The sequence below is a fragment of the Inquilinus sp. OTU3971 genome (assembly GCF_038440215.1).
Genome location: NZ_JASATH010000097.1, coordinates 1 through 21,399, shown reverse-complemented (window position 1 = coordinate 21,399; position 21,399 = coordinate 1). Strand labels below are relative to the sequence as shown.

26 protein-coding genes are annotated in these 21,399 nt (G+C 69.4%); 20 read left to right on the top strand and 6 right to left on the bottom strand.

The window, feature by feature from the left end; translation table 11 throughout:
* The first annotated feature begins 6 nt into the window (after nucleotides 1-6).
* Genes AAHM41_RS22910 through AAHM41_RS22895 form a run of 4 tightly spaced genes read left to right on the top strand, consistent with a single transcriptional unit; the run spans nucleotide 7 to nucleotide 2,762 of the window.
* The gene (locus AAHM41_RS22910; protein WP_342238900.1) at nucleotides 7-177 is read left to right on the top strand and encodes a hypothetical protein; all 171 of its coding nucleotides are present in this window, start codon (nucleotides 7-9) and stop codon (nucleotides 175-177) included.
* The gene (locus AAHM41_RS22905; protein ID WP_342238899.1) at nucleotides 174-920 is read left to right on the top strand and encodes a metal ABC transporter ATP-binding protein; all 747 of its coding nucleotides are present in this window, start codon (nucleotides 174-176) and stop codon (nucleotides 918-920) included. Before AAHM41_RS22910 ends, AAHM41_RS22905 begins: the two co-directional genes overlap by 4 nt.
* Nucleotides 921-925: 5 nt before the next feature.
* Complete coding sequence (locus AAHM41_RS22900) at nucleotides 926-1,792, top strand: metal ABC transporter permease (protein WP_342238911.1); 867 nt, start codon at nucleotides 926-928, stop codon at nucleotides 1,790-1,792.
* Nucleotides 1,793-1,811: 19 nt separating this feature from the next.
* Nucleotides 1,812-2,762, top strand: a complete 951-nt coding sequence (locus AAHM41_RS22895; protein ID WP_342238898.1) for a metal ABC transporter substrate-binding protein — start codon at nucleotides 1,812-1,814, stop codon at nucleotides 2,760-2,762.
* A 34-nt stretch (nucleotides 2,763-2,796) separates the two neighbouring features.
* Here the strand turns inward: AAHM41_RS22895 and AAHM41_RS22890 are convergent, their stop codons facing one another.
* Nucleotides 2,797-3,822, bottom strand: coding sequence for a TIGR01620 family protein (locus tag AAHM41_RS22890; RefSeq protein WP_342238897.1), 1,026 nt, complete (start codon nucleotides 3,820-3,822; stop codon nucleotides 2,797-2,799).
* Nucleotides 3,819-5,192, bottom strand: a complete 1,374-nt coding sequence (locus tag AAHM41_RS22885; protein ID WP_342238896.1) for a YcjX family protein — start codon at nucleotides 5,190-5,192, stop codon at nucleotides 3,819-3,821. The genes AAHM41_RS22890 and AAHM41_RS22885 overlap by 4 nt, the downstream gene beginning before the upstream one ends.
* A gap of 149 nt (nucleotides 5,193-5,341) precedes the next feature.
* On the opposite strand from AAHM41_RS22885, the gene AAHM41_RS22880 reads away from it, so the two are divergent.
* From AAHM41_RS22880 to AAHM41_RS22855, 6 genes are all read left to right on the top strand, one after another.
* Complete coding sequence (locus AAHM41_RS22880) at nucleotides 5,342-6,130, top strand: YdcF family protein (protein WP_342238895.1); 789 nt, start codon at nucleotides 5,342-5,344, stop codon at nucleotides 6,128-6,130.
* Nucleotides 6,131-6,171: 41 nt separating this feature from the next.
* On the top strand, nucleotides 6,172-6,810 hold the full coding sequence (gene bluB, locus AAHM41_RS22875; protein WP_342238894.1) for a 5,6-dimethylbenzimidazole synthase: 639 nt from the start codon (nucleotides 6,172-6,174) through the stop codon (nucleotides 6,808-6,810).
* Nucleotides 6,811-6,948: 138 nt separating this feature from the next.
* The gene (locus AAHM41_RS22870) at nucleotides 6,949-8,277 is read left to right on the top strand and encodes an ABC transporter substrate-binding protein (RefSeq protein ID WP_342238893.1); all 1,329 of its coding nucleotides are present in this window, start codon (nucleotides 6,949-6,951) and stop codon (nucleotides 8,275-8,277) included.
* A 182-nt stretch (nucleotides 8,278-8,459) separates the two neighbouring features.
* Nucleotides 8,460-9,026: an SIS domain-containing protein gene (locus AAHM41_RS22865; RefSeq protein WP_342238892.1), complete on the top strand. Its 567-nt coding sequence runs from the start codon at nucleotides 8,460-8,462 to the stop codon at nucleotides 9,024-9,026.
* Nucleotides 9,027-9,030: 4 nt separating this feature from the next.
* A complete protein-coding gene (locus tag AAHM41_RS22860; protein ID WP_342238891.1) occupies nucleotides 9,031-9,918 on the top strand; it encodes a carbohydrate ABC transporter permease in 888 nt (295 codons plus the stop codon).
* A complete protein-coding gene (locus tag AAHM41_RS22855) occupies nucleotides 9,918-10,781 on the top strand; it encodes a carbohydrate ABC transporter permease (RefSeq protein ID WP_342238890.1) in 864 nt (287 codons plus the stop codon). Before AAHM41_RS22860 ends, AAHM41_RS22855 begins: the two co-directional genes overlap by 1 nt.
* A gap of 41 nt (nucleotides 10,782-10,822) precedes the next feature.
* On the opposite strand, the gene AAHM41_RS22850 is transcribed toward AAHM41_RS22855, so the two are convergent.
* From AAHM41_RS22850 to AAHM41_RS22840, 3 genes are all read right to left on the bottom strand, one after another.
* Nucleotides 10,823-11,089 (bottom strand): ribbon-helix-helix domain-containing protein, encoded by a 267-nt coding sequence (locus AAHM41_RS22850; RefSeq protein WP_342238910.1) that lies wholly within the window; start codon nucleotides 11,087-11,089, stop codon nucleotides 10,823-10,825.
* 86 nt (nucleotides 11,090-11,175) lie between these two features.
* A complete protein-coding gene (gene pyrB / locus AAHM41_RS22845) occupies nucleotides 11,176-12,234 on the bottom strand; it encodes an aspartate carbamoyltransferase (protein ID WP_342238889.1) in 1,059 nt (352 codons plus the stop codon).
* Between the two features lie 62 nt (nucleotides 12,235-12,296).
* Nucleotides 12,297-13,313, bottom strand: a complete 1,017-nt coding sequence (locus AAHM41_RS22840; protein WP_342238888.1) for a sugar-binding transcriptional regulator — start codon at nucleotides 13,311-13,313, stop codon at nucleotides 12,297-12,299.
* Nucleotides 13,314-13,449: 136 nt separating this feature from the next.
* Here AAHM41_RS22840 and AAHM41_RS22835 point away from each other — a divergent pair, with 136 nt between their 5' ends.
* The 3 genes from AAHM41_RS22835 (at nucleotide 13,450) to AAHM41_RS22825 (ending at nucleotide 15,594) form a co-directional block, all read left to right on the top strand.
* Nucleotides 13,450-13,722, top strand: coding sequence for a hypothetical protein (locus tag AAHM41_RS22835; RefSeq protein WP_342238887.1), 273 nt, complete (start codon nucleotides 13,450-13,452; stop codon nucleotides 13,720-13,722).
* Nucleotides 13,723-13,823: 101 nt separating this feature from the next.
* Nucleotides 13,824-15,095: a methyltransferase domain-containing protein gene (locus tag AAHM41_RS22830; protein ID WP_342238886.1), complete on the top strand. Its 1,272-nt coding sequence runs from the start codon at nucleotides 13,824-13,826 to the stop codon at nucleotides 15,093-15,095.
* Nucleotides 15,096-15,291: 196 nt separating this feature from the next.
* The gene (locus tag AAHM41_RS22825; RefSeq protein ID WP_342238885.1) at nucleotides 15,292-15,594 is read left to right on the top strand and encodes a hypothetical protein; all 303 of its coding nucleotides are present in this window, start codon (nucleotides 15,292-15,294) and stop codon (nucleotides 15,592-15,594) included.
* Here the strand turns inward: AAHM41_RS22825 and AAHM41_RS22820 are convergent.
* Nucleotides 15,591-16,601 carry a zinc-binding alcohol dehydrogenase family protein gene (locus AAHM41_RS22820; protein ID WP_342238884.1) on the bottom strand — a complete coding sequence of 337 codons (1,011 nt, stop codon included), beginning with the start codon at nucleotides 16,599-16,601 and terminating at the stop codon, nucleotides 15,591-15,593. The genes AAHM41_RS22825 and AAHM41_RS22820 overlap by 4 nt on opposite strands.
* A 149-nt stretch (nucleotides 16,602-16,750) precedes the next feature.
* On the opposite strand from AAHM41_RS22820, the gene AAHM41_RS22815 reads away from it, so the two are divergent.
* From AAHM41_RS22815 to AAHM41_RS22785, 7 genes are all read left to right on the top strand, one after another.
* Nucleotides 16,751-17,581 carry an ABC transporter ATP-binding protein gene (locus AAHM41_RS22815; protein ID WP_342238883.1) on the top strand — a complete coding sequence of 277 codons (831 nt, stop codon included), beginning with the start codon at nucleotides 16,751-16,753 and terminating at the stop codon, nucleotides 17,579-17,581.
* Nucleotides 17,565-18,359 carry an ABC transporter permease gene (locus AAHM41_RS22810; RefSeq protein ID WP_342238882.1) on the top strand — a complete coding sequence of 265 codons (795 nt, stop codon included), beginning with the start codon at nucleotides 17,565-17,567 and terminating at the stop codon, nucleotides 18,357-18,359. Before AAHM41_RS22815 ends, AAHM41_RS22810 begins: the two co-directional genes overlap by 17 nt.
* Nucleotides 18,360-18,372: 13 nt before the next feature.
* Nucleotides 18,373-19,386 carry an ABC transporter substrate-binding protein gene (locus AAHM41_RS22805; protein WP_342238881.1) on the top strand — a complete coding sequence of 338 codons (1,014 nt, stop codon included), beginning with the start codon at nucleotides 18,373-18,375 and terminating at the stop codon, nucleotides 19,384-19,386.
* Nucleotides 19,387-19,412: 26 nt separating this feature from the next.
* Complete coding sequence (locus tag AAHM41_RS22800; protein ID WP_342238880.1) at nucleotides 19,413-19,910, top strand: hypothetical protein; 498 nt, start codon at nucleotides 19,413-19,415, stop codon at nucleotides 19,908-19,910.
* 107 nt (nucleotides 19,911-20,017) lie between these two features.
* Nucleotides 20,018-20,479, top strand: a complete 462-nt coding sequence (locus tag AAHM41_RS22795; protein ID WP_342238879.1) for a VOC family protein — start codon at nucleotides 20,018-20,020, stop codon at nucleotides 20,477-20,479.
* Nucleotides 20,476-20,823, top strand: coding sequence for an ArsR/SmtB family transcription factor (locus tag AAHM41_RS22790; protein WP_342238878.1), 348 nt, complete (start codon nucleotides 20,476-20,478; stop codon nucleotides 20,821-20,823). The genes AAHM41_RS22795 and AAHM41_RS22790 overlap by 4 nt, the downstream gene beginning before the upstream one ends.
* On the top strand, nucleotides 20,820-21,296 hold the full coding sequence (locus AAHM41_RS22785; protein WP_342238877.1) for an SRPBCC family protein: 477 nt from the start codon (nucleotides 20,820-20,822) through the stop codon (nucleotides 21,294-21,296). The genes AAHM41_RS22790 and AAHM41_RS22785 overlap by 4 nt, the downstream gene beginning before the upstream one ends.
* Nucleotides 21,297-21,399 lie beyond the last annotated feature (103 nt).

The window sequence follows — 21,399 nt, the reverse complement described above, 5'->3', positions numbered from 1 at the left end:
TGATTCATGACCGTGTCGCATCACCACCCCGCCCATGTCGCCCGCCGGGCCGGGGAGATCGGGCCATCGGCCCTGGCCGCGCCGGTCGGGGCCCGGTTGCTCGTCGCCCTCGCGCTGATCGCGGTGCTGTGGGTCGCCGTGGCCTGGGCCATGGGCTGGTTCGGAGCCACGCCATGAGCGTCGGCCGCATCCGCCTCGCCAACCTGACCGCCGGCTATGAGCGGCACCCGGCGGTGCATCATGTCAATGGCAGCTTCGAGCCCGGGACACTGACTGCCATCGTCGGCCCGAACGGCGCCGGCAAGTCGACCCTGCTGAAGACCATCGCCGGGCTGCTGGCGCCGCTGTCCGGCCATGTCGACCGCGGCGGGCTGCGTCGGCGCGACATCGCCTATCTGCCGCAGCTGGCGGAAATCGACCGCAGCTTCCCGATCTCGGTCGCCGACACCGTGCTGCTCGGCGGCTGGGCCCGGACCGGGATCTTCGGCGGCGTCTCCAAGGACCTGCGCCACCGGGCGGAGGAGGCGCTGGAGGCGGTCGGCCTCGGCGGCTTCGAGGCGCGGCCGATCGGCAGCCTCTCCGCCGGCCAGTTCCAGCGCGTGCTGTTCGCCCGGCTGCTGCTGCAGGACGGGCGGGTGATCATGCTCGACGAGCCGTTCACCGCGCTCGACGCCAAGACCACGCGCGACCTGGTCGACGTGGTCCGGCGCTGGCATGGCGAGGGCCGCACCGTCATCACCGTGCTGCACGACCTGGACCAGGTGCGCGAGGTCTGCCCGGACACGCTGCTGCTGGCCCGCGACCCGATCGGCTGGGGCCCGACCGGCGACGTGCTGTGCGCCGAGAACCTGCTGCGCGCCCGCGCCATGGCCGAGGCCTGGCACGATCGCGGCGAACCCTGCCGGCGGAGCGCGGCGTGACGGCGATGTGGGACTTCCTGGTCACGCCCTTCCTCGACTACGCCTTCATGCAGCGGGCGCTGGTGGCCTGCCTGGCGCTGTCGCTGGGCTGCGGCCCGGTCGGCGTGCTGCTGGTGCTGCGGCGGATGAGCCTGGTCGGCGATGCCATGTCGCATGCGGTGCTGCCGGGCGCCGCGGTCGGCTTCCTGGTCTCGGGCCTGTCGCTGTGGTCGATGGGGCTGGGCGGGCTGATCGCCGGCCTGGCCGTCGCCCTGCTGGCCGGCGCGGTCACCCGGGTCACGGCGCTGCGCGAGGACGCGTCCTTCGCCGCCTTCTACCTGATCGCGCTGGCCGCCGGCGTGCTGATCGTCTCGACCCGCGGCAGCAATGTCGACCTGATGCATGTGCTGTTCGGCACCATCCTGGCGGTCGACGACGCGGCGCTGCTGCTGATGGCCGGCATCGCCACGGTGACGCTGATCGCGCTGGCGCTGCTGTACCGGCCGCTGGTGGTCGAATGCTTCGACCCCGGCTATCTCCGCATGGTCGGCGGCGTCGGCGCCCTGGTGCACTTCGCCTTCCTGATGCTGGTGGTCTTGAACCTGGTCGGCGGCTTCCAGGCGCTTGGCACCCTGATGGTGGTCGGGCTGATGATGCTGCCGGCGGCGGCCGCGAAGTTCTGGAGCCGGTCGCTGTGGTCGCTCTTCGCCTGGGCGGCCGGGCTGGCTCTCCTGTCCGGCTATTCCGGCCTCCTGGTCTCCTATCACGGCAGCCTGCCCTCCGGCCCCAGCATCGTGCTGACCGCCGGCGGCTTCTACCTGCTGTCGCTGATCCTCGGGACGCATGACAGCCTGCGGGCCCGATACCTGCCCACCGCGCATTTCGCGCACTGAACTCCCACGGAGCCTTCGCATGAGGATACCGTTCCGCGCCGGCCTGCTCGGCCTGTCCCTTGCCGTCCTGTCGCTGCCCGCCGCGGCGGCGGACAAGCTGTCGGTCGTGACCAGCATCACCGTCCTCGCCGATATCGTGCGGCAGGTCGGCGGCGACGATGTCGAGGTCCGCAGCCTGGTCGGCCCCAATGGCGACGCCCATGTCTACGAGCCGACCCCGCAGGACGCCCAGGCGGTCACGAAGGCCGACCTCATCGTCGTCAACGGGCTGGAGCTCGAAGGCTGGATGGACCGGCTGGTCACGGCCTCCGGCACCAAGGCCAAGATCGTGGTCGCGAGCCAGGGGATAGCGACCCTGCGCGCCGAAGACGAAGACCATGAGACTCATGAAGCTCACGAAACCCATGATGACCAAGCGGGTGAGGATCACGATCACGGGGGCCTCGATCCGCATGCCTGGAACAGCGCCGCGAACGGCGCGATCTATGCCGCCAACATCGCCAAGGCGCTGGAAACCGCGGATCCGGCCCACGCCGCGGCCTATCAGGCCAATGGCGCCAAATACGTGACCGAGCTGAAGGAGCTGGACGCCTGGGCCCGGAGCGAGGTGGCGACCATTCCCGAGGGCAAGCGCAAGGTCATCACCAGCCATGATGCCTTCGGCTATCTCGGCGCCGCCTACGGCATCGAGTTCCACGCCCCGGTCGGCTTCTCGACCGAGAGCGAGGCCTCGGCCGGCGACATCGCCAAGCTGATCGACCAGATCAAGCAAGAGCACATCAAGGCGGTGTTCATCGAGAACGCCACCGACCCGCGGCTGGTGCAGCAGGTGGCCAAGGCCTCCGGCGCCGAGATGGGCGGCGAGCTCTACGCCGAGTCCCTGTCGACCGAAGACGGGCCGGCTTCGACTTACGTGAAGATGTTCCGGTATAACATTTCAACCCTGGTCGCAGGGATGAAGCAGAACTGAGATCGCGGGCCGGGCTTGCCCAGGCAGGCCTGGCCTAATCCTTCCCCTTCGGCGCCGCCTCCGCCCCGAAGATCGCCTTGGCCAGGCTCATCGTGCCCGGTGGGGTGTCGCGCAGATAGGGCAGGGGGCGGCACACCTTCATCGCGGCGACGCCGATGCGGACGCTGAGGATGCCGTTGATCGCGCCCTCGCCGGCGCGGCGGCCGAAGGCGCGCAAGAGGCCGGCGCCCAGGAAGTCGCCGAGATAGTCGTTGGCGGCCTCGATGCCGCCGGCGATCAGCAGCGTCGTCGCCACCCGCCGGATCAGCGCCAGGGTCGCGAACAGGCCGGGGCGGAAGCCCTGGATCTCGGCGATGCGCCGGATCATGCGCAGGTTCAGGGCGCCCGACGCCACCATGTCGACGATGGCGAAGGGCGTCACGGTGGTGATCAGCGCCGTGCGCCGCGCGGTGGCGGCGATGGCGGCGCGGCAGGCGGCGTCGATCGGCCGCTGGGCGTGCAGTTCCAAGAGCGCGATCAGCTCCGCCGGGTCGCGCAGCTCGTCGCGCTCGCGCTCCAGGCGGGCCAGGCCGTCGGCCGCGGGGCCATCGCTGTGCAGCCGGCGGAAGCGGGCGATCACGGCGTCGGCCGCGGCAGCATCGCCGCCCGCCGCCGCCCGGCCCTGGCTGCGGATCTCCTCGACCCGGCCGAGCCGGCGCAGCGCCAGCAGCTCCCACCCCGCCCAGACCAGGATGCCGGCCCCGGCGACGGCCAGCAGCGCCAGCGTGGCGGCCTGCAGCGGCCCGCCCTGGCTCAGCAGGTCGGTGACCAGCCGCTCGACCCACAGGCCGATGCCCAGCCCGACCAGCCCGACCAGGGCGCCGAAGGCGATGCGCAGGGCGACGCTGCCAGGGCTGCGGCGGCGGCGCAGGCCGGGGTCGACGGCATCGGGCGCCGCCGGCACCGGCGCATCCTCCACCGGCACCGAATCGGCCTGGTCGAGTGCGAACACGGCGGGCGCCCGGCCGCCTTCGCGCTCCGGCTCCGGCGGTTGGTCGAGGATCAGCGGCGGGCGGCTCATGACAGGTCCTCGCCGATCAGGAACTGCAGCGCCCCGTCCAGGCGGATATGCGGCCAGGGCTGGCCGTCGGCGCCGAGATCGGCCGGCGGCAGGAAGCGCTGAGCGCCGAAGCGGCCGCCGCCGCGGGCCTGGCGCAGGCTGCGTGGCAGCGCGCCGGGATAGGCCGCGACCGGCTTGCCGTCCGGCTCGATCACCCCGGCGACGCAGCGCAAGGTCTCGCCCTCATGCTTGACGTCGACCTCGCGGGTGGCGCGCAGCGAAGCGATCGCCATCGACCGGGCGGTGGCGCCCTGGAAGGCGGTGCGCCGCACGCTCTGCTGCAGCAGCTCGTCCATCAGCCCGACCAGCGGCTCGTGCCCCTCGCGCGGCAGGTGGTCGGCCTTGGTGGCGGCGAACAGCACGCGGCGGATCCGGCTCTCGAACGGCCACAGCCAGTTGATGCCGCCGGTCTTGAAGCAGGTCAGGATGTCGTCCATGGCCCGGCCCAGATCCTCCAGGCTCTCTGGCCCGGCGGCGAGATGGGCCAGCAGGTCGACCAGCACGATCTGGCGGTCCAGCCGGCTGAAATGGTCGTTGAAGAAGGGGCGGATCACCTTGGCCTTGTAGGCCTCGAACCGCTCCTCCATCAGCCGCCACAGCGACCCGCGCGGCGTTTCGCGCGGCCGCGGCAGCGGGCAGAAGGTGAGGGCGGGGGATCCTTCCAGATCGCCCGGCAGCAGGAAGCGGCCGGGCTGCAGCCGGCTCAAGGGCACCGCATGGGTGCGGCAGCCGCGCAGATAATCGGTGTAGAGCCGCGCCGCCTCGATCGCGTCGGTCTCCTTCGCCGGCGCGGCGGGGTCGAGCCTGGCGATGGCGTCGCGCCAGGGCTGGGACAGCGGTGCCCGCACCCCGGTCGCGGCCAGGGCCATCGCCTCCTCGGCCCAGCCGGCGAAGTCGCGCTCCAGCAGCGGCAGGTCGATCAGCCATTCGCCCGGATAGTCGAAGATGTCGAGATGCAGCACCTGGTCGCCGAGCAGGCTGCGCAGCCCGCTTTTCGGCGCGAAGCGCAGCGACAGGCGCAGCTCGGCGACGTTGCGGGTGCCGGCCGGCCAGTCCGGGTGACCGCCCGCGCCGGTCAGCCGCGCCACCGCCTCCTCATAGGCGAAGCGCGGCAGCTCGAGATGCGGCTGCGGCCGCAGCACCGCAGCGCGCAGCCGGTCCTCGGCCACGGCGTCGAGCAGCCCGAAGCGCCGCGGATCGGTCAACCCGTGCACCAACGCGGCGATGAACACCGATTTGCCGGAGCGGCTCAACCCGGTGACGCCGAGGCGGATGCGACGATCGAACAGCTCGCCGGCCCGATCGAGGAGGTCGGTGGGGAACAGCTCCATGAACGGGCGACGGGCTCCGGTGGCCTTGGGATCAACAGCCTAGCCGATGTGCGGACGCGGCGCCTCCGCGTCAACCCGCGCATGGCCGGTGGGTTGCATCTTCGGCCGCAATCCGCCATTCCTCGGTTGGGGCGCCGTGTGGGTGGGCCGTGTTCTTCTTCCTGTCGAAACTGATCTGGTTCTTCATCCAGCCGCTCGGCCTTGTGCTGCTGGCGCTGCTGCTGGTGACGGCCGGATTCCTGTTCCGCTCGCGGCGCCTGGCCCGGCGCCTGGTGATCGCGCTGACCCTGGCCTTCGCCGCCGTCTGCGTGTTGCCGGTCGGCGATCTGCTGATGCTGCCGCTGGAGAACCGCTTCGAGAAGCCGGACCGGCTGCCGGCGACGCTGGACGGGATCATCGTCCTGGGCGGACCCGAGCAGCCGGCGCTGTCCGGCGCCCGGCGCGAGCCGATGCTGAACGGTGGTGCCGAACGGCTGTTCGCGGCCCTCGACCTGGCCCGGCGCTATCCGGACGCGCCCGTGGTGTTCTCCGGCGGGCTGGGCGATCCGTGGAACGGCATCCCGCCGCAATCGGACATCTTCCGCGACGCCATGCTGATGGCCGGGCTGCCGGAACAGCGGATGATCCTGGAAGGGCAGGCCCGCAACACCGACGAGAACGTGCTGCTGCTGAAGCAGATGCTGCAGCCGCAGGCCGGGCAGCATTGGGTGGTGGTCACCAGCGCCTTTCACATGCCGCGGTCGATGGGCCTGTTCGCCAAGGCCGGCTGGACGGTGGTGCCATGGCCCGTCGATTATCGCGGCCTGCCCCCGGCGGTCCTGCCCCGGTCCGATCTGCTCGAGCAGTTCGAGGTGCTGAGCATCGCGCTGCACGAATGGATCGGCCTGCTCGCCTATTGGGCGACGGGTCGCATCGACTCGCTGTTCCCCGGACCCTGACCGGACGGCTATAGCTGGGGCGCCGCCGCCCGGAGGACGCCATGGCCAGCCCCGACTTCCCGCCCGAGTTCCGCGACCGTTTCGCCGAGTTGCTGCGCTGGCGCCGCGACGTCCGCCGCTTCCGCCGCGACCCGCTGCCGCCGGGGCTGCTCGACCGGCTGCTCGACCTTGCCTGCCTCGCCCCCTCGGTCGGCAACAGCCAGCCCTGGCGCTTCGTCCTGGTCGAGGACGAGGTGCGGCGGGCGGCGGTGCGGGCCGTGTTCGGCCGCTGCAACGACACCGCGGCCTCCGGTTACGAGGGCGAACGCGCGGCGCATTACCGCCGGCTGAAGCTGGCCGGGCTGGAGGAGGCGCCGGTGCAGCTCGCCGTGTTCTGCGACCGGTCGACCGGGCAGGGGCACGGGCTGGGGCGGCAGACCATGCCGGAGACGCTGGACCATTCCGCCGTCACCGCCATCCACACCTTGTGGCTGGCGGCCCGGATCGAAGGCATCGGGCTCGGCTGGGTCTCGATCCTGGAGCCGCAGGCGGTGGCGGCGCTGCTCGACGTGCCGGCGGACTGGCACCTGATCGGCTATCTCTGCCTCGGCTTTCCGGAATCGGAGGAGCCGGTGCCGGAGCTGGAGCGCGAGGGCTGGCAGTCCCGCCTCGGCGCCTGCCGCGGAGTGCTACGCCGATAGTGCCCCGGCTTGACACCCGAACGAGGGCTGGACGATTGTATCTGGTGGGATACAAATGTTTATCGACGGCACGGTCGAGATCTTGCCATGCAGGCGATAGCGGCCGAGCATGAGATTCCAGAAAGGGAGGCGAACCCAATGAAGAAGCTATTGTTTTCCGGCGCCGCGATCGCTGCGCTGCTGACCGCCGGCCAGGCCATGGCCTGGAGCCTCAAGGAGGCGGCGGAGCCCTACAAGGGCACCACGATCAAGGCGATCTTCCTCGACCGGCCGGGCTACCGCGCCGCGATCCAGCTGCTGCCGCAGTTCGAGCAGGAGACCGGGATCAAGGTCGAATACGAGATCCTGCCCTATGAGAACAGCCGCGAGCGCGAAGTCCTTGATTTCACGGCCGGCGGTGAGATCGACGTGGTCCTGACCGACGTCGTCTGGATCGGCGAATACGCCGACAGCGGCTGGCTGGTGCCGCTGAAGACCTTCACCGAGGACCCGGCCCTGGCCGACCCGGCCCTCAACCTGAAGGGCTTCTTCCCGATCCTGCTGGAGAGCTTCGGCACCTGGAACAAGGAGCTGTACGGCCTGCCCTTCGACAACTATTCCGGCCTGCTGTTCTACAACAAGTGCATGCTCAAGGACGCCGGCTTCGACAAGCCGCCGGCGACCTGGGACGAGCTGCTCAACACTTACGGACCGAAGCTCACCCAGAACGGCAAGTATGCCTACGCCCTGCAGTCGCGCCGCGGCGAGACCCAGTCGGCCGACAGCTTCATGCGCGTGCTGTGGCCCTTCGGCGGGTCGCTGCTGAACGCCGACTTCAAGTCCAATCTCACCTCCGCGGAGTCGCAGAAGGGGCTGAAGTTCCGGCAGGATCTGATGAAGATCATGCCGCCCGGCATCGTCGACTACGACCATGCCGAGGCGGTGAACGCGCTGGCCCAGGGCCAGGTGGCGATGATCACCGAATGGTCGTCCTTCTATTCGACCCTGGTCGACCCGGCGACCTCGAAGCTGGGTGATTGCCTGGGCGTCGCCACCGAGCCGAAGGGCGAGGCCGGGCTGAAGCCGGCGCTGGGCGGCTTCTCGCTCGGCGTCGCGTCGCAGGCCAGCGAGGCGGAGCAGAAGGCCTCCTGGCTGTTCATCCAGTGGGTGACCTCCGAGGCGATGGCGAAGCCCTATGTCGAGGCCGGCGGCGTCTCCGGCCGCACCGCGGTCTACGACGACCCGGCGATCAAGGCGAAGTATGCCTTCGTCGAGCCGACGGTGGCGTCCTGGCAGGGCGGCGTGCCGTCCTTCCGGCCACGCTTCCCGGAATGGCCGGCGATCTCCGAGATCGTCGCCGAGTTCGGCACCAAGATCATGCTGGGCGAGGAGACCACGGAATCCGGCGCCCAGAAGATCGGCGAGCGCATGGAGGCGGTGCTGCAGAAGGCCGGCTACTATGACGGCAAGAAGGAGAAGCTGCAGTAAGCTCTCAGCCTGAGAGGCCGGAGCCACCCCCTCACCCGAAATCGCCGAGGCGATTTCGACCTCTTCCCGAGGAGAGGTGATCCCCTCTCCTCGGGAAGAGGGAGGGACCCGCGGCGAAGCCGTGGGAGCGTGAGGGGGCGGGCACCGGCCCATCCGTTTTGTGCGATTTCGGAGACCATCCCATGCCCGACAGCCTGGGCGCCCTGGCGGACGGGGCGCTGGACGAGATCCGCGGCGTCTTCCGCCGGCTCGCTCCCGGCGCGATCGATCCGGTGCTCGACGCCCTGGCCGGCGCCCGCCGCATCGTCTGCCATGGCGTCGGCCGCGAGGGGCTGATGATGCGAGCGCTGGCCATGCGCCTCTATCATCTCGGCCTCAACGCCCATGTCGTCGGCGACATGTCGGCGCCGCCGGTCGGGCCGGGAGACCTGCTGGTGGTCAGTGCCGGTCCGGGCGGCTTCGCCACCATCGACGGGCTGATGCGCATCGCCGGTGACGCCGGGGCGCGGACGCTGCTGTTCACCGCCCAGCCGCAGGGCAGCGCCGCGGCGCTGGCCGACACCGTCTTCGTGCTGCCGGCCCAGACCATGGCGAACGATACAGGCCCCAGCGTCGCCTCGGTGCTGCCGATGGGCAGCCTGTACGAGGGCGCGCAGTTCCTGCTGTTCGAGCTGGTCGTGCTCCGGCTGCGCGACCGGCTCGGCGTCGCGCCCGAGGCGATGCGGGCGCGGCACACCAATCTCGAGTAGACCTATGGCGCACCGCCTCGACAGCCGCTGGACTCCGGTCTGGTTCCTCGCCCCGGCCGTGATCGCCCTGTTCGCGATCGGGATCTTCCCGACGCTCTACGCGCTGTGGAACTCGCTGCACCAGGTGATCCTGCCGAAGATCTCGCGCGAGGGGACGCCCTTCGTCGGCCTCGGCAACTACCTGGCGGTGCTGACCGACCCGACCTTCTGGGACGCGCTGGGCCGCACGCTGGTGTTCCTGGCCATCGTGCTGCCGGCGGAGCTGCTGCTGGGCCTCGCCGTCGCGCTGCTGCTGCACAAGCCCGGGCTGCCGCTGCTGAAGACCCTGGCCCGGCTCAGCCTGGTGATCCCGATGGCCACCACCTATGCTGTGGTCGGGCTGATCGGCCGGCTGATCTTCAACCGCGACTTTGGCGTGGTGAACTGGTTCCTCGGCCTGGTCGGGATCGGACCGGTCGAATGGCTCGGCGACCCGACCTGGGCCTTCGTCTCGATCGCGCTGATGGACATCTGGCAGTGGACGCCGTTCTGCGCCCTGGTGCTGCTGGCCGGCCTGACCATGGTGCCGCCGGAGATCGAGGAGGCGGCGCGGCTGGAGACGCGGCGGTTCCGCCACATCCTGCGCCATGTCCAACTGCCGTTCCTGCTGCCGGGCATCACCGCGATCCTGATCCTGCGCACGGCCGACACGCTGAAGCTGTTCGACATGATCTTCACCATGACCCGCGGCGGGCCGGGGGCGGCGACCGAGCTGATCTCGATCACCATCCAGCGAATCGGCTTCCGGGTCTTCGACCAGGGCGTCGCCTCGGCCCAGGCGATCCTGCTGCTGGTGCTCACCATCGTGCTGTCGCGGATGTATATCCGCCTGGTCTATCAGGAGGTGGAGTGATGGTCGCCTCGGCGGCAGCGGCGCGGGCGGAGACGCGGCCGGCCAGGGCTCGCGTGCGGGTCTCGCCCTGGCATGCGATCGCGCTGATCGCGATCGCACTCATCTGCGTCTTCCCGTTCTACTGGATGGTGACGACCAGCCTGAAGGACCAGGCGGTGGCGCTGGCCTCGCCGCCGGTCTGGCTGTTCGAGCCGACGCTGGACCACTACCGCATGGTGCTGGGCCCGAAGGATGTCGGCCCCAGCCTGCTGAACTCGATCATCGTCGCGGTGTCGACCACGGCGCTGGCGATCCTGCTCGGCACGCCCGCGGCCTATGCCCTGGCGCGGTTCGAGTTCCGCGGCAAGTCCGACCTGTGGTTCTGGTTCATCACCAACCGCATGGTCAGCCCGATCGTGCTGGCGCTGCCGATCTTCCTCTTGGCCCGCAACCTGAACCTGATCGACACCCATCTGGTGCTGATCCTGTTGTACCTGACCTTCAACCTGCCGATCGTGGTGTGGATCTGCGCCGACCAGTTCCGCGGCATCCCGCGCGACCTGGACGATGCGGCGCGGATCGACGGCGCCTCGCGCTTCACCGTGTTCTGGCGCATCGCCCTGCCGCTGGCGGCGCCGGGCGTCGCCGTCTCGGCGATCTTCTCCTTCATCTTCTCGTGGAACGAGCTGCTCTACGCCCTGGTGCTGACCCGCAGCGCCAGCCGCACCGCGCCGGTGGCGGCGACCAGCTTCATGAGCGGCTACGACCTGCCCTGGGGCCAGATCATGGCCACCGGCACGCTGATCGTGCTGCCGGTCATCGTCTTCGCCCTGATCGTGTCGCGCCAGCTGGTCCGCGGCCTGACCATGGGGGCGGTGAAGTAGGGGCGAGTCCAGCTGTCAGCCGTGCGGGCTGACAGCTGGGCTTACCATTCGTCGCGCAGCGTCTGCTGATAGGTCGGCCCATCGCTCGCATTGCCGTCACGCCGCCACGAGCCAAAGGCGTCGTCCGCCGGCTTTCGCCGATCGGCGAGATAGGAGGCGACTGCCTCGCGGATCGCGGCGTCCAGCGACAACCCCTCTCGGGCACAGATTTCCCTCAGCGCGGCGAGTAGGTTGTCGGGGATACGACTGCGATGCGCACGGGCGTTGCTGGATTGGGAGCGGGACTCCGATTCTCCTCCGGTTGTCATTCCCACGAAAGCGGGAATCGCTGTCCAGGAGATCTGCGCGAGATCCCCGCTTCCGCGGGGATGACTTCCTATTGTTTTGGAGAGCCTTACGCTCCGACCTTCCCCGGCCGGTAGAACTCGGCGTCGTCCGGGCCGATGCGCTCCGGCCGCCACCAGCGCGCCGGCTGGAAGGTCTTCTCGATGCCGTCGGCGACGCCGAGGGTCAGGGCGAACAGCGCCATGCGCACCGGCACGCCGTTGTCGGTCTGGCGGAAGATCGCCAGGCGCGGATCGGTGTTCAGATCCTGCGCCAGGTCGTTGGCGCCCGGCCGGCTGTCGCGCGGCAGCGGGTGCATCACCACCGTGTGCGGCGCGCCATGGGCGTTGAGGATGCCGAGGCTGATCTGGAAGTCGGGCGCGTAGTCGGCCGAGATCTCGCCCTCGGCGAAGCGCTCCTTCTGCACCCTTGTGGCGTAGATCAGGTCGGCCTTGGCGACGCCGCGCGTCACCTCGTCATGCTCCTCGACCGTGTGGCCGTGGCTGCGGGCGTGCTCGACCAGCTCGGCCGGCATGCGCAGCGGCTCGGGCGAGACCAGGCTCAGCGTCAGGCCCTTGTAGAGCGACAGGATGTGGATCAGCGAATGCACGGTGCGGCCGTATTTCAGATCGCCGACCAGGGCGATGCGGGCGCCGTCGACCGGCCGGCCGATGCGCGCGAACTCCTTCTCGATGGTGTAGATGTCGAGCAGCGCCTGGGTCGGGTGCTCGCCGGCGCCGTTGCCGCCGTTGATCACCGGGATGTGGGTGGCGGCCGCGAATTCATGGATCGCCCGCTCCTCCGGGTGGCGCATCACCACCGCGTCGACATAGCCGGCGACCACCCGGGCGGTGTCGTAGATCGACTCGCCCTTGGCGATCGAGGAGAAGGTGAAGCCGGTGGTGTTGACCACGGCGCCGCCGAGGCGCTGGAAGGCGGCCTCGAAGCTGAGCCGGGTGCGGGTCGAAGCCTCGAAGAACAGGCTGCCCAGCACCGCCCCCTCCAGCACCCGCGTGGTGGCGCGGCCCTGGGCCACGGGGGCCAGCAGGTCGGCGACGCGGAACACCGCAGCGAGCGAGTCGAGGGTCAGCTCGCGCGTCGAGAGGAAGTGCCTGCCTTGGAAATCCATGGTGTCAGCCCGCGATCCGGAGAGGGTCGGCGCGGTCGGCGCCGATGCGGAGCCGAGTCATCTCAGCCTTCGCGGTCTTCCGCAAGCCGTTCCGCCAGCTTCTCATCGGTGATCAGGACGTTGACGCAGCGGCGGCGCAGCGCGGCGCGGATGATCTCGAACTTGTAGCTGCCGCCGGAGGCCAGCACCACGGTCGGGATCCGGGCCAGGTCGTCGAGCGACAGCGACACCATGCGCCGGTTCAGCGGGTGGTCGACCGGCCGGCCCTCGGCGTCCAGCCAGTTGCCCAGCACGTCGCCGACGGCGCCGGTCGCCCGCAGCGCCCCAGCCTCGCGGTCGACGACGCCCAGAGCCAGCATCAGGTTCTGGTCGGAGACGTTGCCGACGCTGATCAGCGCCATGTCGGCCGATTTCGCCTTGTCGTAGATCTCGCGCAGCACGCCGCGGGCCAGCAGGCTGTCGCGCTGGGCCTCGTCATCGGCATAGACCGGGGCGGCGAGGTAGAAGCGCTCGGCATCGTGCAGGTCGGCGAAGCGCGAGACGATCTCGAAGGTGTTCTCGCCCGAGCCGCGGGTCATGCTGCCGATCAACGAGACCACGGACAGATCGGTCATCCGCCGCCGCCGGATCGACTGCAGGCCGAGCCGCAAGGTCAGGCCCCAGCCGATGCCGACCAGCATGCCGTCATGCACGGCGTTCTCGACATAGCCGCCGAGGGCGACGCCGATGGCGGCGCGGATCTTGTCCTCGTCGCGCGGCGTCGGCACCACCACCGCGTCGCGCAGCCCGTAGCGCCGGATCAGCGCCCGCTCCAGCGCCACACAGGAGGCGAGGGGGGACTGGATGCGGATCTGGATCAGGCCCGCCTCGCGGCAGATCTGCAGGATCCGGTTGACCCGCAGGCGGGTCAGCCCCAGCCGCTCGGCGATCTCGGCCTGGGTCAGGCCCTCGACGAAATAGGCCCAGGCGATCCGGATCTGCTGCTGCTGCTCGGGGTCGACCGGGGGATCGGCCGAATCAGAGTCCGGCGCCCGTGGACGGGTCTTCGCGGTCTCCTGGCGGCGGCGCGTCTCGCTCATCGTGTCCGGTCCGGCGTTTCCTGCCGCCATGGTGCGGGCAGGCCCGGTTCGCTGCAAGCGGTCCTGCAGCCATCCCGGAAACGGAACGGGCCGCGCCGGTGTCCCGTGCGGCCCGCTGCCTTGCGCGGACAAGCTGGTGCGCGGCAGCGGCTGGAGCTGGTGGGACCTGCTGGCGCCGGCCCGGGTGTCGCGGCCGGCCCGCTCGCAATGGATGGATCCGCTCACCGACCGGCTCGCCGCTGCGGATTCGCGGATGCGGCAGCTGCGCAGCGAGAACGCCCGGCTGCAGGAGGAGATCCGGCGGCTGAAGCGGCGCCTCGACCTGCGGACCCGGCCGTTCCACCCCGCCGAAAAAGAATCAACCGACGGCGTCTTGATCAATAAGTATAAAGTTCAGGAAGATCTTTAGGTATTGCAGATATAGGGAGTCGTTAGTCTGACGGGAACATAAATCTCCCTCATTCGCTTCAATAGCGCTGTCATTCCAGAAGCGAGGGAGAGCGCGGACAGATGACTGCCAGCGATAGTATTCCCGATTGCCGAATCGACAATCTGCAGAAGGTCAGCGATATCTATGACTGGTTCGATCCCGCCGTGGATCATGTGGTGCGCCGCCACCTGAAGGTGGTGCCGGGCGTATCGCGCCGGACCTGGGAATTCGCGATGATCTTCCTGGCCCTGCACCGGGCCGGAAAGCTCCATGACGGAGCGCGGGGGCTGGCGCTCGGCGCCGGCACCGAACGCCTGATCTTCGCCATCGCGGACCAGGTCGCCCATGTCGACGTCACCGACCTGTACCAGAGCGACAGCCGCTGGGTCGGGGTCCGAACCGACGATCCGCAAGAGCTGGTGATGGCCCATGCGCCCTGGCCGGTCCCCGACGGGCGGATCCGGGCGATGCGCATGGACATGCGGCAGATCGAGTTCCCGGACGACAGCTTCGACTTCGCCTGGTCGACCGGGTCTTTCGAGCATATCGGCGAGGATGCGGACTTCGTCCGCCACCTCGACGAGGTCCACCGCGTGCTGAAACCCGGCGGCGTCTACGCCTTCACCACCGTGGTGTCCTACGGTAGCGAAAGCCACCGGATTCCCAACAACTACTACTTCCATCCGGAGCATTTCGTCGATCTGCTGCACGCCTCGAAGCTGCGGTCCCAGCCGGTGTTCGACTGCGCCATCCGGGAGCACCACTTCAACAAGCCGGGCCTGGAGTCGCTCGAGGATTTCGGCTGCGCCGCCGCCGACGGGCAGCTTCACGCGGTGGTCGCCTGGCGGCGCGGCACGATCAACGTCGCCAACCTGGCGGTGCTGCGGAAGGACGACGCGGCACCCAAGGTCCGTCCGGAGGTGCGGGGATTCGGCGAGACCAAGGCTCGGCTGTGGCGGGAGGCCGACATACTGACGCGGCGCCTGTGGGCCGACTGGCAGGAGCTGAAGCCACGTCGCAGCGGCACTGATCACGTCACCGGCCCGCAGTATTTCGGCAGGGGGGCGGTGGAGGTCGAGGTCGACGCGGTTGACCGCAACGGCGCCGCGATCGACGTGGCGGTGCTGGTGCGCCGTCCGGCCCCGCCGCTCGGGCGGCGGATCCTCACGACGCTGCAGCACAAGCCCGGCGACGGGCCGCTGATTTTCCAGGCACAGGCCGACCACTTGTATGCGCTGCGGGTGTCGCGCAGCGATGGCGGCGACGGCGGTACGGTGCGGCTCCGTCTGCGTCGCGCCAAGAAGCGCGTGGCGCAGCTCAGGCCGGTCGTTGCAACCGCCACGGCGGCCTGATCGTCACCCCTCGGCATCCAGTGCGGGCGGATGGCTCCCGAAGGCAGCCGCCCGCACCAGGGTTCACGAACAATTCACGGTCGCCGCCAATGATGGCGTCTGCCGGGGGTGAGCCGGATCAGCCGAGGGCGGTCGCATGTGTCAAGGAATATCCAGTTATTATGATCTCTTCTCGGCGTCGTTGGCCGAGCGGTATTTGCAGAAGCTCGACCTCGTGCTGGATCACTGGGAGGTTCACTTTCTGCGTCGTGGGTATGACTTCCTGCGGCGTGGCATTCCGGAAGGCGCCATTTCCGCGCTGAATTATCTCGAGCTGCCGCTCGAGCGTCGGGCGGCGGTCTTCACCGGGCCCATGCCCGTCACGCCCCTGACCGGCCGCGAGGCGGAGGAGATCCGCCGCGGGCTCGGGCGTGTCATCGCCATGGAGGGGGCGCGGATGGTGGTCTCGGTCCCGTCGGCCGCAGCTTCCGCCCGGCTGCCGATGGCGCGGTTCGGCTAGACCTCGACCAGCGCCTTGATCACTCCGGCCTCCGGGCGGCTCCAGCCCGGCACCAGATCCGGCACCTCGGCAAGGCCGCCGCGATGGCTGGCCAGCGCCGCGGTCGGCACATGCCCGGCCCGCATCGACGCCAGCACATGCTCGAAATCCTCGCGCGTGGCGTTGCGGCTGGCCAGCAGCGTGGTCTCGCGCTTGTGGAATTCCGGATCGGAAAAGCCGATCTCGCCGAGGACGATGCTCAGCAGCACATAGGCGCCGGCATGGGCGACATAGGAGAAGCCCTTGCGCATCGCCGCCGGGCTGCCGGTGGCGTCGACCACCAGGTCGAAGAAGTCGCCGTCGGTTGCCTGCTTCAGCCGGTCGTCGATGTCGCCGCCGCCCTCGAACACCGCATCGGCCTGCAGCACGTCGCGGCTGAAGGTGAGACGGCCCGGATTGAGGTCCAGCACGCTGACATGGGCGCCGCGCAGCTTGGCGAAGATGGTCGCGGCGATGCCGATCGGCCCGGCGCCGACCACCAGCACGCGGTCGCCGGCCGCGGGCGCGCCGCGGCGGATGCCATGCGCGCCGATCGCCAGGAACTCCACCATCGCCGCCTGGTCCAGGCTCAGCCCGTCGGCCGGCACGATGTTCTGCTCCGGCACCGACAGGAATTCGCACAGGCCCCCGTCGCGATGCACGCCCAGCACCGACAGGGTCTTGCAGCAGTTGGTGCGGCCGCGGCGGCAGGCGCCGCAGCTGCCGCAATGCAGATAGGGCTGGATGGCGACGACCTGGCCCGGGCGGAAGGCGCTGCCGGCATCGGCCTCCACCACCTCGGCGCCGAGCTCATGGCCGATGACCCGCGGATACTCGAAGTAAGGCTGGTTGCCCTTGTAGATGTGATAGTCGGTGCCGCAGATGCCGACCCGGCGGATCCGCACCAGCACCTCGCCCGGGCGGCGCTGCGGCTCCGGCCGGTCGATCAGGCGCAGGGTCTCGGGCTTCTCGCAGAGGATCGCTTTCATCGTCGGTCCGTGTCGGGCTTCGCGGCGGGTGTCCCAAATTGATCGGACATATCGCGATTGTCGAGCGCGTTTGACTGGAAAGCCGGGCCGGATCTGGGACAGACTGCCGCCCGAGTCCGAAGAGGCCGATCATCTGGGGGAAGCCAGGAGTGCAGAGAGTCGCCGAGGCGGCGCGCGGCGGAGAGGCCCCGCCAGCCATCGCGTTTTCCGGGATTTCCGTTGCCTATCCGCTGAAGGGCGGCGGGCGCTATGTCGCGCTGGGCGAGACCGACCTGGTGGTGGCGGATGGCGAGTTCACCGCCATCGTCGGCCCGACCGGCTGCGGCAAATCCACCCTGCTGAACGTCGCCGCCGGGCTGGTGCCGGCGGCCTCCGGCGGCTGCGCCGTGTTCGGCCGGGCGCTGCAGGGGCTGAACCGCGATGCTGGCTACCTGTTCCAGGCCGACTCCCTGATGCCGTGGAAGACCGCCCGCGACAATGTCGCCGTCGGCCTTTTGGTGCGCGGTATGGCCGCCGTGAAAGCGCGGGACCGGGCTCAGGCCTGGCTGACCCGGGTCGGGCTGGCGACGATGGGCGACCGCTACCCGCACCAGCTGTCCGGCGGCCAGAAGAAGCGCGTCGCCCTGGCCCAGATGCTGATCCTGGAGCCGAAGCTGCTGCTGATGGACGAGCCCTTCGGCCCGCTCGACGCGCAGACCCGGATCGTGATGGGCGACCTGCTGCTGTCGCTGTGGTCGGCCGAGCGCAAGGCGGTGCTGTTCGTCACCCACGACCTGGAGGAGGCGATCGCCCTGGCCGACCGGGTGGTGGTGCTGTCGGCCGGGCCGCAGGCGCGGATCATCGCCGACCACCGGGTCGGGCTGGCCCGGCCGCGCGAGCTGGCCGAATCCCGGCACGATCCGGAGTTCGTGGCGCTGCACCGGGCGATCTGGGCGGCGCTGAAGGACGAGGTGATGAAGGCCTATGGCGATGCCGTCTGACCGCGCCCGCATCCTGTTCTGGCAGATCGCGGTCGCCGTGATCTGCCTGCTGGCCTGGCACGTGCTGACGGCGACGAAGATCCTCGACCCGTTCTTCTTCGCCACGCCGCTCGGCGTGATCGAACGGACCTGGAAGGACTTCGCCTCCGGCGTGATCTGGCGCCATCTCGGCGTCACCCTGCTGGAGACGGTGCTGGCCTTCGCCATCGGCTCGCTCGGCGGCGTCGCGCTCGGCTTCTGGTTCGCCCGGCGGGCCATGGCGGCGGCGGTGTTCGACCCCTACATCAAGGCCGCCAACGCGCTGCCCCGGGTGGTGCTGGCGCCGATCTTCGCCCTCTGGTTCGGCCTCGGCATCTGGTCGAAGGTGGCGCTCGGCGTCACGCTGGTGTTCTTCATCGTCTTCTTCAACGTCTACCAGGGCGTGCGCGAGGTCAGCCCGACCGTGCTGGCCAATGCCCGCATGCTGGGGATGAACGACCGGCAGCTGCTGCGCCATGTCTATATGCCGTCGGCGCTGTCCTGGGTGTTCTCCAGCCTGCACACCTCGGTCGGCTTCGCCCTGGTCGGCGCCGTGGTCGGCGAATATCTCGGCGCCACCGCCGGGCTCGGCTACCGCATCGCCCAGGCCGAGGGCGTGTTCGACGTGGTCGGCGTGTTCTCCGGCATGCTGGTGCTGGCGGCCTTCGTGGTGGCGATCGATGCTTTCGTCTCGGTGATCGAACGACGGCTCCTGGTGTGGCGGCCCGACAACGCGGCCGCGACCTCGGCCCAAGGATGACAGGAGGAAACGGATGAGAACCCTGCTGCGAGGCTTGACCCTCGTTCTCGGCATGGCGCTGGCGGCGCCGGCCATGGCGGCGCCAGAGAAGACGCATGTCAACATCGGCGTCGGCGGCAAGCCGCTCTTGTACTACCTGCCGCTGACCGTCGCCGAGAAGAAGGGCTTCTTCCAGGAGGAGGGGCTGGAGGTCGAGATCAGCGATTTCGCCGGCGGCGCCAAGAGCCTGCAGGCGATGATGGGCGGGTCGACCGACGTCACCACCGGCGCCTATGAGCACACCATCCTGATGCAGGCCAAGGGCCAGGACATCCGGGCGCTGATCGAGCTCGGCCGCTTCCCTGGCATCGTGCTGGTGGTGCGCCAGTCGCTGGCCGGCGAGATCAAATCGGTGGCCGACCTCAAGGGCCGCAAGATCGGCGTCACCGCCCCCGGCTCCTCGACCAACTTCTTCGTCAACGCGCTCCTGGCCAAGGAGGGGCTGACCCCGGACGACGTATCCTTCGTCTCGGTCGGCGGCGGGCCCAGCGCGGTGGCGGCGATGCAGCATGGCGAGATCGACGCCATGGCCAATCTCGACCCGGTGATCTCGAAGCTGCAATCCAGCGGCGCTGCCTCCGTCCTGGTCGACACCCGGACGGAGGAGGGGGTGAAGGCGGTGTTCGGCAGCCCGGTGCCGGCCGCCGTGCTCTACGCCAAGGAGGATTTCATCGAGGAGAATCCGGAGACGGCGCAGGCACTGGTCAACGCCTTCATGAAGTCGCTGCGCTGGCTGGCCACGGCGTCGCCGGAGGAAGTGGCCGCGGTGGTGCCGGAGGAATATCTGCTGGGCGACCACGACCTCTATGTCGCGGCGGTGAAAGCCTCGCTGCCGATGTACTCGCGCGACGGGCTGATCAAGGCGGAGGGGATGCAGACCGCGCTCGACATCCTGCACCGTTTCAGCCCGGAGCTGAAGGACGCCCAGATCGACCTGACCAAGACCTGGGACCCGCGCTTCGCCGAGAAGGCGCAGGCGATCAAGTAAGGTCTTCATCGGAACGGAGCCCGCCGATGCGTTTCCTGGTCATGAGCATCGCCGCCCTGCTCGCGACGGAAGCCCATGCGGAGGGGTTCGCCGTTCACGACCTTTCGACCGTGGCTGACGACGCGAGCGCCGCGCTCGGGGCTGGCTTCACCCACAAGGCCGAGCCCGGGCGCGTCACGCTGTTCTGTGCCGGCTGCAAGGGCGGGCCGATGATCGACATCAAGATCGACCGCCAGACCGACGGCACGGAGCAGCGCGTGCGCTCGGGCCAGACGTCGATGGCCGATCTGGAACGGCTATGCCGGGCCAAGGACCCGGCCTGCAGCCTGACCGGGTTGAGCGTTTCCCCCGCGGTCGGCTGGATCACCAAATGGTCCATGGGACCGATCATTGGCTCTACCGCCATCATTCTGCGCGATGGTGATCTCCTGACGATTCGGTCCGTTGCCGACGATGCGGACACCGCCCGACGTAATGCCGAGAAGATCGTGGAGACGGTGTCGCCCAAGGTCGTCGGCCGCTAGCTCGCATTCCGACCGGAACGCGGGCTGGCGGCGATGCAGCCGATGCCACTTGACTCGATAGTTCTCTCCATCGTTAAATATTTCCTATCGAGTGAAGGAGATGAACCATGGCTGAGTCTGCCTCGCGCCCGGCGCTGGCGCCGAGCGTCTTCTACAGGGACCCCAAGGCTGCCCTCGAATGGCTGGAGAAGGCCTTCGGCTTCGAGCGCAGCATGGTGATCACCGACCAGGACGGAAACCTCGCCCATTCCGAGATGCGGGTCGGCGACGGCCTGATCTATGTCGGGTCCGAATGGACGGAGACCGTCGCCAGCCCGGCCTCGGTCGGCGGCAAGAACACCCAGTCGATCCACGTCCACGTCCAGCATGACATCGACGAGCATTGCGCCCGGGCGAAGGCGGCCGGGGCGGTGATCCTGCAGGGCCCGTCCGACCAGTTCTATGGCGACCGCACCTATCGCGCGACCGACCCGGAAGGCCATGTCTGGGTCTTCGGCCAGGCTGTCCGCCAGGTCTCGCGGGAGGAGGCGGAGCAGGCGTCGGGGCTGAAGATCGAAGGCTGGATGTGAGGGCGGCCGTCGCTCTCGACCAGACAGTGCTTGACCGGACCTTGGCGGCCCTCGCCGATCCCCATCGCCGGCGGGTGGTCGAGCTGCTGCGCGAGCGGCCGCGGCGGGCGGGGGAACTGGCGGAGGCACTGGGTCTCAACCCGCCGGCGCTCAGCCGGCACCTGCGCACGCTGAAGGCCGGCGGGCTGGTCGAGGAGGCGCATCCGGAGTTCGATGCCCGTGTCCGGATCTACAGCCTGAGGCCGGAACCGATGGCCGATCTGAAAGCCTGGCTGGGCGAGACCGAGCGGCTGTGGGCCGATCAGCTCGCCGCGTTCAAGGCGCATCTGGAGCGACCGGAATGACCTCGCGCATCCTCGTCTCGCTGCGCGTCGCGGCGACGCCGGAGCGGGCCTTCACCGCCTTCGTCCGCGACATCGCCCTGTGGTGGAAGCCGAACCCGCTGTTCGAGTTCAGTCCCGGCCCGGCCGGGACGCTGGGCTTCGAGCCCCGGCTCGGCGGCCGCTTCACCGAGACCTATCCCGATGGACGGGTCTTCGAGATCGGCCGGATCTGGGCGTGGGAGCCGGGCAGCCGCCTGGTGTTCTCCTGGCGGCTGGCCAGCTTCACGCCCGGCCAGGCCACCGAGGTCGAGGTCCGGTTCGAGCCGGTCGACGACCAGACCCGCGTGACCGTGGAGCATCGCGGCTGGGACAGCGTGCCCCAGGAGCATGTCGCCCGGCACCACTTCCCCGACGGGATCTTTCTGCAGCGCCACGGAGAATGGTGGCAGGCGCTTCTCGGGGCTTATCGGATATCGGCCCGGTTTGACGAATAGTGGCGGTGCCGGCGGCCTTTGAGATCGACTTTTCGACCTCTATTCGTCATGGCGAGGCGCGGAGCGTCGTGGCCATCCAGGGGGCGGTGCCGCTGGATTGCCA

What these genes read in the sequence shown, in the direction of transcription:
- AAHM41_RS22910 (WP_342238900.1), top strand. Translation starts at nt 7, where the DNA reads ATGACCGTGTCGCATCACCACCCCGCCCATGTCGCCCGCCGGGCCGGG.
- AAHM41_RS22905 (WP_342238899.1), top strand. Translation starts at nt 174, where the DNA reads ATGAGCGTCGGCCGCATCCGCCTCGCCAACCTGACCGCCGGCTATGAG.
- AAHM41_RS22900 (WP_342238911.1), top strand. Translation starts at nt 926, where the DNA reads ATGTGGGACTTCCTGGTCACGCCCTTCCTCGACTACGCCTTCATGCAG.
- AAHM41_RS22895 (WP_342238898.1), top strand. Translation starts at nt 1,812, where the DNA reads ATGAGGATACCGTTCCGCGCCGGCCTGCTCGGCCTGTCCCTTGCCGTC.
- AAHM41_RS22890 (WP_342238897.1), bottom strand. Translation starts at nt 3,822, where the DNA reads ATGAGCCGCCCGCCGCTGATCCTCGACCAACCGCCGGAGCCGGAGCGC.
- AAHM41_RS22885 (WP_342238896.1), bottom strand. Translation starts at nt 5,192, where the DNA reads ATGGAGCTGTTCCCCACCGACCTCCTCGATCGGGCCGGCGAGCTGTTC.
- bluB (WP_342238894.1), top strand. Translation starts at nt 6,172, where the DNA reads ATGGCCAGCCCCGACTTCCCGCCCGAGTTCCGCGACCGTTTCGCCGAG.
- AAHM41_RS22870 (WP_342238893.1), top strand. Translation starts at nt 6,949, where the DNA reads ATGAAGAAGCTATTGTTTTCCGGCGCCGCGATCGCTGCGCTGCTGACC.
- AAHM41_RS22865 (WP_342238892.1), top strand. Translation starts at nt 8,460, where the DNA reads ATGCCCGACAGCCTGGGCGCCCTGGCGGACGGGGCGCTGGACGAGATC.
- AAHM41_RS22860 (WP_342238891.1), top strand. Translation starts at nt 9,031, where the DNA reads ATGGCGCACCGCCTCGACAGCCGCTGGACTCCGGTCTGGTTCCTCGCC.
- AAHM41_RS22855 (WP_342238890.1), top strand. Translation starts at nt 9,918, where the DNA reads ATGGTCGCCTCGGCGGCAGCGGCGCGGGCGGAGACGCGGCCGGCCAGG.
- AAHM41_RS22850 (WP_342238910.1), bottom strand. Translation starts at nt 11,089, where the DNA reads ATGACAACCGGAGGAGAATCGGAGTCCCGCTCCCAATCCAGCAACGCC.
- pyrB (WP_342238889.1), bottom strand. Translation starts at nt 12,234, where the DNA reads ATGGATTTCCAAGGCAGGCACTTCCTCTCGACGCGCGAGCTGACCCTC.
- AAHM41_RS22840 (WP_342238888.1), bottom strand. Translation starts at nt 13,313, where the DNA reads ATGAGCGAGACGCGCCGCCGCCAGGAGACCGCGAAGACCCGTCCACGG.
- AAHM41_RS22830 (WP_342238886.1), top strand. Translation starts at nt 13,824, where the DNA reads ATGACTGCCAGCGATAGTATTCCCGATTGCCGAATCGACAATCTGCAG.
- AAHM41_RS22820 (WP_342238884.1), bottom strand. Translation starts at nt 16,601, where the DNA reads ATGAAAGCGATCCTCTGCGAGAAGCCCGAGACCCTGCGCCTGATCGAC.
- AAHM41_RS22810 (WP_342238882.1), top strand. Translation starts at nt 17,565, where the DNA reads ATGGCGATGCCGTCTGACCGCGCCCGCATCCTGTTCTGGCAGATCGCG.
- AAHM41_RS22805 (WP_342238881.1), top strand. Translation starts at nt 18,373, where the DNA reads ATGAGAACCCTGCTGCGAGGCTTGACCCTCGTTCTCGGCATGGCGCTG.
- AAHM41_RS22800 (WP_342238880.1), top strand. Translation starts at nt 19,413, where the DNA reads ATGCGTTTCCTGGTCATGAGCATCGCCGCCCTGCTCGCGACGGAAGCC.
- AAHM41_RS22795 (WP_342238879.1), top strand. Translation starts at nt 20,018, where the DNA reads ATGGCTGAGTCTGCCTCGCGCCCGGCGCTGGCGCCGAGCGTCTTCTAC.
- AAHM41_RS22785 (WP_342238877.1), top strand. Translation starts at nt 20,820, where the DNA reads ATGACCTCGCGCATCCTCGTCTCGCTGCGCGTCGCGGCGACGCCGGAG.